At 34.2% G+C, this 14,388-nt stretch carries 13 protein-coding genes and 1 pseudogene; 5 read left to right on the top strand and 9 right to left on the bottom strand.

The annotated features are described in order from the left end of the window. Positions 1–277: 277 nt before the first annotated feature. From ACP6PM_RS12105 to ACP6PM_RS12075, 7 genes are all read right to left on the bottom strand, one after another. The gene (locus ACP6PM_RS12105; RefSeq protein WP_426584891.1) at positions 278–748 is read right to left on the bottom strand and encodes an EF-hand domain-containing protein; all 471 of its coding nucleotides are present in this window, start codon (positions 746–748) and stop codon (positions 278–280) included. 5 nt (positions 749–753) lie between these two features. Beyond that, positions 754–1,152, bottom strand: a complete 399-nt coding sequence (locus ACP6PM_RS12100) for an urea transporter (protein ID WP_472847519.1) — start codon at positions 1,150–1,152, stop codon at positions 754–756. A gap of 278 nt (positions 1,153–1,430) precedes the next feature. Further along, the gene (locus ACP6PM_RS12095) at positions 1,431–1,553 is read right to left on the bottom strand and encodes a hypothetical protein (RefSeq protein WP_426584889.1); all 123 of its coding nucleotides are present in this window, start codon (positions 1,551–1,553) and stop codon (positions 1,431–1,433) included. A 27-nt stretch (positions 1,554–1,580) separates the two neighbouring features. After that, on the bottom strand, positions 1,581–1,769 hold the full coding sequence (locus tag ACP6PM_RS12090) for a hypothetical protein (protein WP_426584887.1): 189 nt from the start codon (positions 1,767–1,769) through the stop codon (positions 1,581–1,583). Between the two features lie 340 nt (positions 1,770–2,109). After that, positions 2,110–4,395, bottom strand: a complete 2,286-nt coding sequence (locus ACP6PM_RS12085; protein WP_426584885.1) for an ABC transporter substrate-binding protein — start codon at positions 4,393–4,395, stop codon at positions 2,110–2,112. Positions 4,396–5,943: 1,548 nt separating this feature from the next. After that, a complete protein-coding gene (locus ACP6PM_RS12080; protein ID WP_426584883.1) occupies positions 5,944–7,002 on the bottom strand; it encodes a glycerate kinase in 1,059 nt (352 codons plus the stop codon). An 872-nt stretch (positions 7,003–7,874) separates the two neighbouring features. Continuing rightward, positions 7,875–8,207, bottom strand: coding sequence for a DUF565 domain-containing protein (locus tag ACP6PM_RS12075; RefSeq protein WP_426584881.1), 333 nt, complete (start codon positions 8,205–8,207; stop codon positions 7,875–7,877). A gap of 610 nt (positions 8,208–8,817) precedes the next feature. On the opposite strand from ACP6PM_RS12075, the gene ACP6PM_RS12070 reads away from it, so the two are divergent. Continuing rightward, the gene (locus ACP6PM_RS12070) at positions 8,818–9,381 is read left to right on the top strand and encodes a hypothetical protein (RefSeq protein WP_426584879.1); all 564 of its coding nucleotides are present in this window, start codon (positions 8,818–8,820) and stop codon (positions 9,379–9,381) included. A 317-nt stretch (positions 9,382–9,698) separates the two neighbouring features. After that, positions 9,699–11,717 carry an ArnT family glycosyltransferase gene (locus tag ACP6PM_RS12065; RefSeq protein ID WP_426584877.1) on the top strand — a complete coding sequence of 673 codons (2,019 nt, stop codon included), beginning with the start codon at positions 9,699–9,701 and terminating at the stop codon, positions 11,715–11,717. Between the two features lie 117 nt (positions 11,718–11,834). Here the strand turns inward: ACP6PM_RS12065 and ACP6PM_RS12060 are convergent, their stop codons facing one another. Together ACP6PM_RS12060 and ACP6PM_RS12055 are read right to left on the bottom strand one after the other, a co-directional pair. Beyond that, positions 11,835–12,284, bottom strand: coding sequence for a hypothetical protein (locus ACP6PM_RS12060; RefSeq protein WP_426584875.1), 450 nt, complete (start codon positions 12,282–12,284; stop codon positions 11,835–11,837). A 129-nt stretch (positions 12,285–12,413) separates the two neighbouring features. Beyond that, positions 12,414–12,560 (bottom strand): hypothetical protein, encoded by a 147-nt coding sequence (locus ACP6PM_RS12055; protein WP_426584873.1) that lies wholly within the window; start codon positions 12,558–12,560, stop codon positions 12,414–12,416. Between the two features lie 277 nt (positions 12,561–12,837). Here ACP6PM_RS12055 and ACP6PM_RS12050 point away from each other — a divergent pair. The 3 genes and pseudogenes from ACP6PM_RS12050 to ACP6PM_RS12040 all read left to right on the top strand — a co-directional run bounded on the left by ACP6PM_RS12050 (position 12,838) and on the right by ACP6PM_RS12040 (position 13,887). Beyond that, positions 12,838–13,464 (top strand): annotated as a pseudogene (locus tag ACP6PM_RS12050) (ISAs1 family transposase). Beyond that, positions 13,455–13,664, top strand: a complete 210-nt coding sequence (locus tag ACP6PM_RS12045) for a hypothetical protein (protein WP_426584872.1) — start codon at positions 13,455–13,457, stop codon at positions 13,662–13,664. Before ACP6PM_RS12050 ends, ACP6PM_RS12045 begins: the two are co-directional and overlap by 10 nt. After that, entirely contained in the window at positions 13,636–13,887 is a 252-nt protein-coding gene (locus ACP6PM_RS12040; protein ID WP_426584870.1) for an ISAs1 family transposase, read from the top strand. The genes ACP6PM_RS12045 and ACP6PM_RS12040 overlap by 29 nt, the downstream gene beginning before the upstream one ends. Positions 13,888–14,388: the final 501 nt, after the last annotated feature.

The following is a 14,388-nucleotide window of genomic DNA, read 5'->3' as shown; positions in this document are numbered from 1 at the left end:
CTTATTATCAATAAGAGGATTGGCTAAAAGGATTTTTTTTTCTTTTCTTGGTCATTATTTCAATCCTGATGGTTCAGCCAGAGGTACTGATAACTGATAACTGAAATGACTCCTCCCTAATTATTTATAACTGTTCAACCGGACATGATATTCTACATTAGACATCTCCAAAAATAAACAGTAAAGTCAATTATTATCCATAAATTATCAATTCCTCCTCCCTGTTCCCTGTTCCCTGTTCCCTCTTTTCTGGAGATGTCTATTTATTCACAAACCCCTAAATTACTAATAATACTTCAATAAACTTTTCCCAAGTGAAGTCTTTTTCTCTTGTTTTTTGATATAGAAATGCGATTTCCTCCTCTGAAAAAGGAGGTTCATCAACACTTGCCAATACTACATTCATTTCACGGATATCTAAAACACCATTTTTGTCAGCATCAATGGGAATAAAGTAAGTGGAAAATTCTTCAAACCTTGACATCAAATAGCGATGCCGTAACATCAGTTCGCCAAACTCTTCAAGGTCAATCTCGCCACTACTATCCACATCCATACTAGAAAAGACAAGATTCAACTCCTCTTCCTTTAAGGGGTTTCCTGCTTTTTGAAAGTGGTAACTGAGTTCCTTTAGGGACAAACTACCACTATTGTTGCTGTCAATTCCATCAAAAATGTAGCGTATATCTCCTTTTAGCTCTTGTGAAGCATTGGTAAATAATACCCGATGATGCCTTCCTTCGATCACCTCTTTTATTTTAATTGCTTTCGGAACCTGGAAATAACCTCTTTGGCAGTAATATAGCGAAATCGATGTTCTTCTGGGCTAGCAATAGCATAAGGTGCTACAGGAACTAAAGAAGGAAGTAATCGTCTCATGCTTAAAAAGCAAATGTAAGTCCCCAACTGAAAGGGGATTGACAAAATGGGTAAACCAATGGGTGTCATAGTTACATTGATTATCCAACAGATTAGTGCTGTTAGTAAGGCTGCTCCAGAGGATGACCCCACACTCCTCAAGTTAGGAGCATAAAAGATTCCTCCAGTGGCGATCGCTCTCAATGTCGAGTTGTATCCCCATAGTCCAAAATAAAGCACATTGGGATCTATTCCCAACGCCATTCCTGTTAGTAGTCTAATTGCCGAACCCAATAGGGCAAAAATACTTCCCGGCTGTACAGTATCAATCCGACAAAAATCAAAATCGCTGATAGCAGCTTGCTTGAGAAGAAGACTTGACTGATACCAAAAATCACGGCAGAGATTATCAGTGATATTGGGAAATGGTGGTGGTAGACCAAATTGAAAAAATGCTTGGGGAATGTATAGAGCGATCGCCAGAAAAGTTAGGGTACTGATTCTCCTCTTCCCTCCTGAATCCTGACTTCTGACTCCTGACTCCTCCCTATTAGATAGCTAAGGATGCTAACTCATCTTAGACACTTACCTTGGTAGGTTTTGAAACGTTCTTGTAGGACATCTAGATTCACATCAAATTCATGGTTGCCAAAGCAAAGGTAATAAATCTCCACTAAGTTGAGGACTTCTAACATTGACTTACCACCATCCAAGGAAGTTAATCAACAGGGAGAAAGAAAATCTCCGCTAAGAGCAGCTATTACTACTGCATCTTCTGCTGTCTGTTTTAGAGATTTAATAACTGTTTCAACATAAGGATAGTTTTTGATGTCGTAAACATCATTTATTGAGACTATTCTCAGATAAGTGCCTTCGGCCTCTCTGGGTCTTAGTAAATATATAGTTTTCATTAATTTTTAAATTAGTAATAACAGAGAAATTTTAATACAAATTAAATACAAAAATATGATAATTTTTGTAACAATGAGTTTGGGTAAGTGGTACTAATCTACTAATATCATGTTAAGTCCAAAGTCTCCCCCTTTTAAGGAGATGAAAAAAATATTCGCCATACATATTTCAATCTGGATGCTTTAGTCGGAGTTATTAATAACAGGACTTATACATGAGGTACGACAAACTAAGATTTGAAATTGCTTCCCTGTCGGTCGCAATGACAAAAATATGTTGTATTGCGTAAGTCCTAAATAACTGATAACTGAAATGACCAGACTTTTCCTACAAGTGACACTATAAATACATTATACAAAGCCAGATAGATCCAATCAATAGAATAACTGGAAATAGCACCCTGGCTGATACAATTAATTGTCTAAGCTGTGCTTTATTATTTTTAAATCTGTTACTAGACCCTGCTGTTACTAACGCTAATTCTAACCCACATAAAAAATAGACTAAATAAAAAGCATAATCAAGGGCAACAACATAACCAATTCCATCAGGCAAAGCTTCTAATAAACTCAGATGGTAAAATACAATAGCTAGTAATATACCACTAAATAATTCGGCAGATAGTTTATCGAAAGGTAAAAACAATAATTGATATGCTACAAGAACAAAAAACCACAGAGGCAGTAAATTTTTGAGACTGAAACTGACTATTTCCCTTTTGATATCAATGACAACATTGAACTGGGAGTATTCTAAATATGAGTTTGTATTGATAAATTTCCGATAGCCTAATTTAGAATCATTTACTAAAGTATTCTGAAAAAAAGTTATTTTTGTAGGTCTCCAAGAGGTAATTTGTTTAAAAACTTTCTGCCTCCACTTATTAAATAATTCTTGTGTAGTAATATTTTGCATTCCGATGAAGTCAATTGCATAAATCAACTCGTCTCTGGTTCGCTTTATGTTGCGAAACTTTACAGTTAAACGCTGTTGATCGAATGGGTAATCGTGAAAATCAAACTTTTCGTGAAAATCAGCTTTAATCCTATATATTTTATACTTAACTCCATTTTCTTCTCCACTCTCTATTGGTTCTTCGAGAGTTAATTGTTCTCCAGAATCTAAACGATTTATCCCATAGTTGATAAACTCAATTTTATCAGGACTCACATTACCTTTATATCTAAACCACAAATAAAAATCGACCAGATAGTTTGAACTTTTTTCATCTAGATTGCTAATTTCATTAAGATCCAAACCTACATAAACAATGTCGGTTTTTTTCCAGTATTCTTGCCCAATTTTGAAAATATTTCTATTAGCAATTTTTGCTTCTAAGTTGGAAATTATATTGATATTTGTAATCAGTTGTAGTTGAGTAAAAGCGGATACAAGTTGAGCTTGGTCAAAGACTCCCACACCAATAGGAACACTAGCAGTATTATTCTCAGCAAAGTAAAATTTTCTTGTTCCTGTTTCGACGGCGGTATCGGGACTATCGATCCCAACTAAACCCTCTTTAACCAGGGAACGATCTTTTTTGAGGTCTTTACCTGTAAAAACTGATGTTGGTAAATCTTTTTCTGTTAATAAAGTCCTATTAATAGCTTCTACAACGGCGCTGGTAGCATCATAGTAGGAAACAGCAGACCAACCAGGGGAAACTCCATAAATCTTTTCAAATGTTCTCTTAAATTGTTGAGTTTGCTCATTAACTACATCATAAATGATTGGCACTGTAGCATAAAGGCCATTGGTAAAGAAGCCTGGACTTTCTTCTTCAGGAAGGTCAGCAAAGGTTTGAGCAAAACCTACATCACCTAGATCGTCACCACCAAATAGGGATAAATTTAGGTTGCGTCTTTTGATTTCGCGCAGTAAATTCGTCACTTGATCGCGATTCGTAGCTAACATAATTGCTTGTGGAAGTCGATCTAACTTTTTGAGTTTCTGCAATTCCTTGATAATTATCCGATCGGTTGCAGCGCTTTGGTTTTTTGGTAGTTGCCATTGAGCTATTGTCTTTCCTCCTAATTCCTGGAAAGCTGTTTCAATATTTTTACCTAAGTTTAAACCGTAAGCATCATAGCCCCGGATAATACCAATTTCTGAATATCCTAGAACTTTTCTCAAGTAAGTCGCGATAAATTTACCTTGAAAGGTGTCGTTAAAAATTGTCCGGAAGTACCACTCATTCTCTGCCGTAACTGCATCGGCAGTTGCTGAACCACTGATTGCAGGAATACCAGCAGCTTGATAAATTTTTCCGGTGGCCAGACATACACTACTAGAATAGTGACCAATAACGGCGATCGCTGGAGATTGGACAATCTCCCGAGCTATTTTTTCAGCTACATCTACTTTTCCTTGGTCGTCATAAATTTGCAGTTTCAACTGTTTACCTTGAATTCCTCCGGCTTTGTTGATATTGTTGATGTAGAGTTGTACCCCTCTGACCATTGATTTGCCTACTTTTTCTGTTGCTTCTCCTGCATTAGTTAAAGAAGCTGCGACCGCTATCGTTATATTTTCTTGATTTTGTCTGTTAAAATTAGCAGTAACTATAACTGCTATCACGGTTAATAACACAGTTGCTAGCAAAATTATTAATTTTTTTTTTGCCATTTTTATCCTGACTTAATAATAAAAATTTAGCTATCAATTTGTCTATTTTATAGCATAAACAGGGTGAAAATTATACCATTTCTCAAAAAGAATGCTATATTAAAAGGGTTGGAAAGTGTGGGGAGTGTGGGGAGAAGTAAAACTAGAAACAATCCAATCAATACTGACTGATTAATAATTGTAAAAAAAAGACTGTTTACCTTGCTAAATATTTAACTTTTGAAGTATAGCTGAAGCGTAGCATTACTTTTAGTAATTGGTATTACACAACAAAATTGAAACGATTCTGCTCAAATATTTATTAACTAATGTCTTTTCGTTTCTTTGATTGCTTGAGTAAAAAAATGGGCGTATTTACCAAAAAATGAGGTCTAAAATATCCCTTTTTCAGGGGATGAAAAAAATATTCAACTCAGTATTTCAAGCCAGATACTTTAGTCGGAGGTACTGATATACTGATAACTGAAATAACCTATCATACCGTTTTGAAAAAAGAATGTTATGAATAGTCAGGGTAACAAAAAGATTTTAGAGAAAATGTCTCTTTTACCAAAAAGATGATTTCTGAACTAAAAAATGGTATTTAAGTAATTCATTCTGACTCCTGACTCCTGACTCCTGACTCCTGACTCCTGACTCCTGACTCCTAAAAAGTACCCTAGCTATTTGTAGCAAACATTTATTGAATTGGTATCACAAAGAGAGTTTGAGCTATATTAAAGCTCTAAAAATTGTGTAATACCCAATAGGGAATTTTCTTTTTTATCCTTTTTTATGGCTTCAGCCTCTGGCAAAGCCAGTAGGAGGCTTGAGACCTTATTTCTTTGGTCACTGACAAAACCGTAAAAGTTTTACTAATCAATACTTTTCTTTTGAATTTTTGACTTCTAGGTAGTAGCGTGTCTAGATTAAAAATGTGGGTAAGTTTGCTGCTTGGTTAAGACCTCTCCCCCATCCCCCTCTCCTGCAAGGAGAGGGGAGAAATTCCCCCTTCCCTTTCAAAGGCAGGGCTGTTTCATTCTCTTGAAAGACAGATAGGGAGATGGGGAGATGGGGAGATGGGGAGAAATTCGTTCCTAGTTCGTCTCAAAATCATCAAATTTTTCCCACAATCATCATTGTCCATTAATCAATTATCAGTCCTGCATAGCCGTACTCATGAGAATAATCAGTTAGGCTTTAGTTAGCTAATTCCTTCCATAGCGCGAGTTATTTAGTTGTATTTTGCCATTTTTCTACCTCCAAATCCCTCCTTCACCCAAAAAAGCTTTTTGAAACAGTCCTACTCTTTCAAAGGGGGGTAAGGGGGGATAGGAAGGGGGTTAGGGGGTTAGGTTTTTTCAACCCACAATTTTAGTCTAGACGCCCTAGTAGTACCATTTATAATATTCAATAAATTGCATTAGCAATGCTAAATAGGAATAAGCAATGCCTAGCATGGGAGTAAGATGCTCCCACTGCCATGTCTCGTAACAAAAATAATGACAATAGACGACTATTACAATGCACCACCACCTTGTTTTTAATTTAGCTTCTTATTTAATAGTTTTAATGATAAATATTTCCGACAGAATGATCGGAATTAATTTCTATCACTAAGTCTACTAATTCAGGATTTTGTATGAGTGGTTTAATGAAAAATTCTGGATGCAATGCTTTCCAAAAATAATCTACAAAATTTTCAATTTCATCATCATTCATTCCTGATTTTCCTGAAGCAATCATTTGTTGTTCTGCTTGTTTTCGCCATTGTTTAGAAAAACGATAATCAGTAGGATATAAAACAATTAAACTATCTAACTTTTCCCACAGAGGTAAATATTCTGTTAATTTTTTATTCATATCACGGGCAAATTTTTTGTCTGCTTCTGTAATAATTGGTGGTGGTGCAACATCAAAAATTTTCTCTTCAACTGGTCGAACTCCCACAAACCAACCTTCAAATAAAACAATATCAACTTTACTTACTATCTCTGGTTCAATTCTATCTCCAGCTCCATGAAAAAGAGACTTATTAAATCTAGGAATAGCAATTAAATTATCAGAATTTCGATTTTCAGATTGACGTAATTTATCTAAAATTTCTATTCCTAAACTAACATCATGGGTTCCTGGAGGTCCGCGCCAAATTAATCGGGAATCTTCTTTTTGTAAAAGTTGACGTTCGGCGTAAGTTTTATAAATATCATCAATAGAAATGCTAATAGTTTTATAGCCAAGCCTGTCTAAAATTAAGACTAAAATTTTTGCTAGGGTAGTTTTACCAGTTCCTTGTCCACCTAAAATTCCTTGAACTAATGGGCGACTTAAACTTTGACGTTTATTAGCTAATTTTATTCCTAAAGGCAACCATAATTTCCATAAAGTTTCTAAAGTCTGATTATCTCTGAGAGGAAATTTATCATAGTCAGTAATTACAGACTGAAATAAAAGCGATCGCTCCATAATTACTTCTCTCACATTTGCCGAAGTAATGTTAAAAACATCGGCAAGTTTTTGTTCTATTAATTCCTGATTTGCTAAGATTTCTAATTCTTTTTTTCCCAGGCACTTACCTTGTTGCAAAATCTGTAAAGTGTGTCCTAGAGATAAGTTAGAAAATTGCATAAAAATTATAATTATAGGAAACAGAGAATAGGGAAAAGGGAACAGGGAACAGGGCGTTGGTAAATCAAGGGATTAAACTTTAAAAGTAATCTGTTTCTAATACCTCTAATATCAAATCTGGTTGAATACTTATTATATGGTTAGGGTAGATGGGGAGGTGGTTCTATTCAATATTGAAGTAATTTATAGAATTATCAACATATATTATAGCAGTTCTCATATTAATGAGGTACAGTATTTTTTTCTATTCCTTATTCCCTATTCGCTGTTGCCTAAAATCGAAAATTTGTGTATCTCACCAATTTGAGAAATGCTATATATAACCAGATTTTATATAAATATTTAACCAGAGTAAGTGATGGGTATCACCCCTAGGAGAAAATCATCCCACCAATTACCAACGCCGGGAACAGAGATTCGTCGCAAACTTTATCACGCCTGGTATTATTTCGTAATTTGTTTCAGGGAACAGGAAATAAAAAAGGTAAGTGTCCCAACCTAATTAATAACAATTACCGAGAAATTAAGGTATAAAGCCTCTCCATTCATGGAGAAAAAGCGGTCGTTTGCGGAGCATGACCTAGGATGGGATGGCGAGGTCTCCCGCTCTTGCAGAGCCGCGAACGCTTTTCATGTCGGCTCAAGCGCCGAAACGCCATATCCAATCGACCAAGACAGCGGTCGTTTAGCTAACGCACAACTTCTTTTCGGCTGTTGCCGACATCAAAAACGCTGGGCGACAGCCGAAAACGCCATATCCAATCAACCAAGAGAAGAAAAAAATTCCTTTTAGGCAATCCTCTAATTTATCAGAAGAGGTAATAATTAATTATTAATTATTAATTATTACCCCCTACTCCCTACTCCCTATTTTAAGAACCTAATTTGGAAGCTTCCAAAAATAGACCGTAGGTAAAACCAATTTTAAAACCATTCAAAATATCTATCCCCAAAGAACGTGCAATTTTTCCTTTACTACCATAAACCAACCAGTTTAATATTTCAGTAATCAACAAACAGATTAAAGCATATAAAACATCTAAGTAACCTTCTTGCCCAGCAATGGTAGAAAGGGCAGTTGCTGCAAAATTACCAAACAACAAACTAATAATTAATAAAGAAATTCGACGCCAAGGATTAAGCAACCATTGTTTAAACCTCTCCAGAATAACGTTCAGTAATCTATTAAGACGGGTACTTTGCATAGATGATGTTAAATATATTTTGAATTTATATAATTTTCAACTTAAAAATACTTTGGTGCAACACACTAGAAATAACCCATTAGTTACACAATCCTAAAAGCCTTAGCAATTAATACTTTTGATTTTTGACTCACAGGAGTGCGCATTTCCTATCTTGGTCGATTGGATATGGCGTTTTACTGCGTGACATAAAACGCGTAAACGTCCCGGAGGAAAAGGAAACCTAGCCATCTCATCCTACGGAAAGCTCCACTTTTCATGTCGGCGACAGCCGAAACGACCGCTTGCTGTCTTACACCGACGAGGGGTCGCACCGCTTTTGACTTTTGACTTCCGCATAGGGACACATAAGTAGTCTAACATAGCAGAATAGCAGGCTGAAACATTACAGCCTAAACAAAATCAGGATGCCAAGTTAAAGGAGAAAAATAAATACTTAAATTCAAATGAAATTTTAACCTTACTCAAAAATTATTATTGCTTTAATATTCTTTTTATTAGGACTCATCATTGGCAGGTTTCAGTTAACAATATCCTGGACAAAAAATGTTTCAGGCTAAACAAAATCAGAATGCCAAGTTAAAGGAGAAAAATAAATACTTAAATTCAAATGAAATTTCAACCTTACTCAAAAATTATTATTGCTTTAATATTCTTTTTATTAGGACTCATCATTGGCAGGTTTCAGTTAACAATATCCTGGACAAAAAATGAGTCTGCAAAATTACAAACATCAAAATCTTCAGCAATTTTAAAACCTCCTTTATCAAACATTCCTGCTCCAACACCCCTACCAAAATCTCCAAAAAACCAAACCCAAGAATGTAATATTCCCATCACTATTTCTGAATCATCTATAGTCAAAACTAATAGAGGAGCCATTCGAGTTAGCAACTGTACATATCGTCCACTTCGTATAGCACTATTAGCTAAATCCTCAGAACAATCTTACCAAAAATCTGCTCACTGGGATTTTGCTCCAGGAGAAGGTAGTAGTAGAGGGTTAATACTCTCTTTACCAGAAACAAAATTAACCCTGGAACCAGGAGATATTTTAGTTGTCTTTGCTCAAGATGGGTCTCGTTTATATTGGGGGCCTTATGTTGTGGGAGAAACAAGCTTTCCTATTTGGAATACAGAAACATCAGAATGGCAGTTAATTTTAAGGCCATGAAAAAATATCGATGGTCACTCTGCTAATGTAAGCATTCAGCCATCAGCTTTTAGCTTGCCTCCTGGGTCGTAACTTTCTTATCAGCTAGATTATAATTACGCTTGTCTTGTCTTAACCGAAGAAATTATTATTGATATATTTCAGATAATTTCTAGCATACATATGTTGCTCTTCAGTTAAAATAAGAGTTCTTAAAAAAATCTTTATTTAATTCAGAAAAAAGCTGAGAGCTGATTGCTAATAGCTGATTGATTACCTGCTAATTTCCAGCCAAATTAGGGTTTAAACTTTAAAACTTACAGGGATAACTTATTTGAATGAAACTAATACAACCGTTAGACATTATTAATTGGTTTAAATCTCAACCAAAAAGTCATATTTTAACATTAGCACTTTCTATTTTATGGCTCTCCTTACTTGCTTGGCTAGCTTTCTTTTGTAACCTTGATAATATTGGTTTAATTGATGAAACAGAGCCACTTTTTGCCGAAGCTGCTCGTCAAATGGTAGAAACAGGAGATTGGATTACACCTTATTTTAATGGAGAAACTCGCTTTGATAAGCCACCTTTAATTTATTGGTTAATGGCGATCGCTTATTATCTTTTTGGTATTAATGAATGGTCTGTCCGTTTCCCTTCAGCAATATCTGCAACTGCTTTAATGTGTTTTGGTTTTTATATACTCTACAAATATGGTTATTATTACCTGAATTCTCAGATATATACCCCTGAAAATAAGTTTTTAATGGTGAGATTATTAATAGCATGGATTGGTGCTGCGATGATAGCTTTAAATCCAGAAACTATTGCTTGGGGACGTATTGGAGTTTCTGATATGTTATTAACAGGCTGCATGTGTTCGGCACTATTAGCCTTTTTTATAGGATATGCTTCACAAACAGAAAATACTCATATTCCTCAGCAAAAAAACAGCAAAATAATCAAACACAAAGTTTCCGACCTGCCTCATGACAATCAATCATCAAAAACTACAAAATCTCCCCGATTGAACAAATGGTATTTAGCCTTTTATATACTAATATCTTTAGCAGTTCTCGCCAAAGGTCCGATTGGAATTGTTTTACCGGCAATGATTATTGGTTCCTTTTTATTATATGTAGGTGATTTTTTTCAAATCTGGCAAGAAATAAATATTCGGCGTGGCATTTTAATTTTTTTTACAATTACATTCCCTTGGTATTTTATCGTTACTTTAGTCAACGGGAAAGAATATCTTGATAGTTTTTTTGGTTATCACAATTTTGAACGTTTTACCAGAGTTGTGAACCATCATCAAGCGCCCTGGTATTTTTACTTTTTAGTTGTACTAATTGGTTTTGCACCCTGGTCTATTTATCTACCAATAGCGATCGCTAAAACTAAGTTTTGGCAACCCTGTTATTGGCATAGTAAACCTAGAACTGAACAGTTAGGTTTATTTGCTTTTTTCTGGTTTATTTGTATCTTTATTTTCTTCTCCATCTCGGCTACTAAATTACCTAGCTATGTCTTACCATTAATGCCAGCAGCAGCAATATTAGTAGGATTATTTTGGAGTGATATTATTATTAATAGAGATTCTATGTCTACTCAGACTAATAAATCTGAAGATAATTCTACTCAATCATCTGTCAACCCCACGGATAATTCTGTTCAACTTGTTCCCAGATTAATCAGAAATACTTCTAAATCAAAAGGTCGATTTTTATCTTGCTCAGTTGTCGCAAATATCATTTTTTTACTAATTTTAGCTCTAGGAATTATCTACAGTTTTAACTGGCTAGATAGAGACCCAGCTATGCCATATTTCCCAGAGATAATTAGAAAATCTGGTTTATTAATTCGTGGTGGATTAATCTTGATGACCACAGCAATAGTCATAGGATTTATTTGGAGAAAAAAACAAACTTCTTGGGTTTGGAGTGCTAATTTTATTGGATTAGTAGCTTGTTTAATTTTTACTATTAATCCGATGATGTTTTTAGTAGATCAAGAACGTCAATTGCCTTTACGCCAATTAGCTAAAACAATTGTTGAAGTTAGACAACCAGGAGAAGAAATAATTATGATTGCTTTTGAAAAACCTAGTTTAGTTTTTTACACTAGGCAACCAGTAGAATTTTTCCGACGCGCTACAAATGCTAGAGAATATCTAGAAAAAATTGTGCCAAAAGACCCTTCTGGTAATGTTGTGATCATTGGTTATCCAAAAAAGTTTATTCATGTAGGATTAGAGCCAGGGCAATATCAATATTTAGACAGTCGTGGTGCTTATCAATTAGGTAAAGTTCCTAAGAATATGTTTTTAAAAGGTCATTCAAAAATTAATAATTAACAATTAATAAATAATTACCTCTCCTTAAAATAAGAGGAGAGGCTTTATATTTTAGATTATTCGGCAAATCTTAATCTTCAATATCTTACTGCAAGCTTTTCTAAATTTTTATTACGTTCAAATTGGCTGTCGGTCTCGAAGTTTCAATAGTTCGTCCCAATCCTGACGCGCTCTAGGAGACCACAACCAATTTTTTTGCAATTGTTCGATCTGAAACTCTTGGTTAGCTTCTCTCATAACTTTACCAGCATATGTAAAAGCTTGAACGGGAATTTTTTGTAAATTTTGAGAATATTTAAGCGTCACTAATCCTAGACCTGCATAAGCATTCAGAGCTTCTCTATCCTTGACTGATACATTTTTATTGTAGTTATCAGAAATAGGAGAATTTTTTTCTATTTCTGGGGCAATTGCTCCAGACAAATGTAACACTTTTAACCAAGCTTTATAAGCTTTTTCTATATTTCCTTTGGTGTAATAAGCAAAACCTAAAGCATTTTGATATTGAATATTATCTTGGTTTTTGGCAGCCGCTTTTTCCCAATAACTTATAGCTTTATCTATCAAGTTATTTTGATTTCCATCTTGGAATAATTCCCAAGCTAATCTACCTTTGATAAAATTGATTTCTGGATGGTCACTGAGTTGTTCTGGTACAGCATATATAGCTTCTGTAGCTTTAGCTAATTCTCCTTGTTATAATAGTGTTTCTACTACCATTTTACCTGCCCGAATATCATTTTGATTAAACTGTTGAATTGCTTGGATTTGTAGTTTTGGGATACTATTAATTAGCTGATTAACAAGTCTAACTCTATTATATTCATTGCAGGGAAAACGCATCTAATTTTTTTGACAAATGACCAAAAATAAAATTTCAAATGGAGAATATGCGATATAGCTGCCGCTAGGCTCCGCCAACACGTTTGCGTAGCATTCCGTAGGAAAGCGGATTGGAAGTCTATCGCTTCTCAAATCACTGTCAAAAAATACCAAAATTTTCAAGAATTAAAAGTCTCAAATCAATTCAATAATTAATACTTAAAAAATCCTAATTAAGTGTGGAATGTTAGATATTTATGAAGGATAATTATTGTAGTAATAATAGCAATATTTAACAATGAAACTCCAGCCAAAAAAGAGTATTTATGAGTATTTTAGTGAACTAGAAGACCCGAGGGTAGATAGAACTAAACGTCATAAATTAATTGATATTATTATAATTACGATTTGTGCTGTGATTTGTAGCGCGGATACATGGGTGGATATAGAAGCTTATGGTGAGTCTAAATATGAATGGCTAAAAACTTTTTTATAACTGCCTAATGGCATTCCATCTCATGATACATTTGCGCGAGTTTTTGCACGTTTAGATCCAGAACAATTACAGCAATGTTTTTTGTCATGGATTCAGTCAATAAGTCAAATAACTCAAGGAGAAATAATAGCAATTGATGGTAAAACTTTGAGAGGTTCTTATGACCAAAAAAAATCTCAAAAACCCATTCACATGGTCAGTGCTTGGGCAACAGCAAATCGCCTGGTTTTAGGTCAAGTAAAAGTAGATAAAAAATCAAACGAAATTACTGCAATTCCCAAACTTCTCAAAGTTTTATCTATTTCTGGTTGTTTAGTAACGATTGATGCAATGGGATGTCAAAAAGAAATTGTTAAACAAATTACAGAACAACAGGCTGACTATGTAATTACTTTTAAAAAAAAATCAAGGTTATTTTTATGCGCATAGTCGAAAAACTGCTGAATAAATTATCTAAAAATGAAGAAAAAGAAAGCCGAAAAAGTGATTATTTTAAACCAGAATTAGCTCATGGTCGTCAGGAATGTCGATACTATTATATGGTGAGTAATATTGCTGAACAAGTAGATCCATTTGGGGAATGGAAAAATCTCAAATCAATTGGCGCAAGTCGATTACTTTCGTTTTGAAAAAGATGAAAAAAGAACTTGTGAACGAAGATATTATATCAGTAGTTTATCGAATAATGCTGAACTTTTAGCTGAAGCTATTCGTAGTCATTGGGGAATTGAAAATCAATTAAATTGGGTTTTAGATGTTCAATTTCAGGAAGATTGTTCTAGAATTAGAACAGATAATTATCCAGAAAATTTGGCAGTAATTAGACAAATAGCATTAAATTTATTAAACTAGGAAAAAACTTTCAATAATTAATAATTAATAATTAATAATTAATAATTACCTTTCCTTGAAAAGAAGAGGATTGACTCAAAGGAAAAATTTTTCTTGTTTCTCCTTTAAAGGAGAGGCTTTAAACCTTAATTTTTCGGTAAAAAATGGAATAAAAAATAAACGAAAAAGGGCTGGCTGGAACAATGATTACCTCCTCAAAGTTTTATTCAGCTCATAATAAATTCTGAATGTAAATAAGTAAAAATATTGGGGAATGGAATTTTATTCTCCTGTACATTAGGAGAATTATTATTGATTTTAGTTTGATTATTTAAAAGTGATTACAGACAGTAATATCGACAATAAAAGTTAAATAATAATCTTATATCTATCAAGAAATTGAGTGATTGCAGACTGCAATCTTGGTAAAAAAACAAAAATAAAAAATGAGTAAATTAGACTGAATGCAGACAGTGATATCACCCATAAATACTCCATTATCACTGCCAATTTTATTGAACA

This window comes from Dapis brunnea BLCC-M229, from assembly GCF_050015995.1.
In the GTDB taxonomy this organism is placed as follows: Bacteria; Cyanobacteriota; Cyanobacteriia; order Cyanobacteriales; family Microcoleaceae; genus Trichodesmium.
This window is presented reverse-complemented; position numbering and strand designations above follow the sequence as displayed.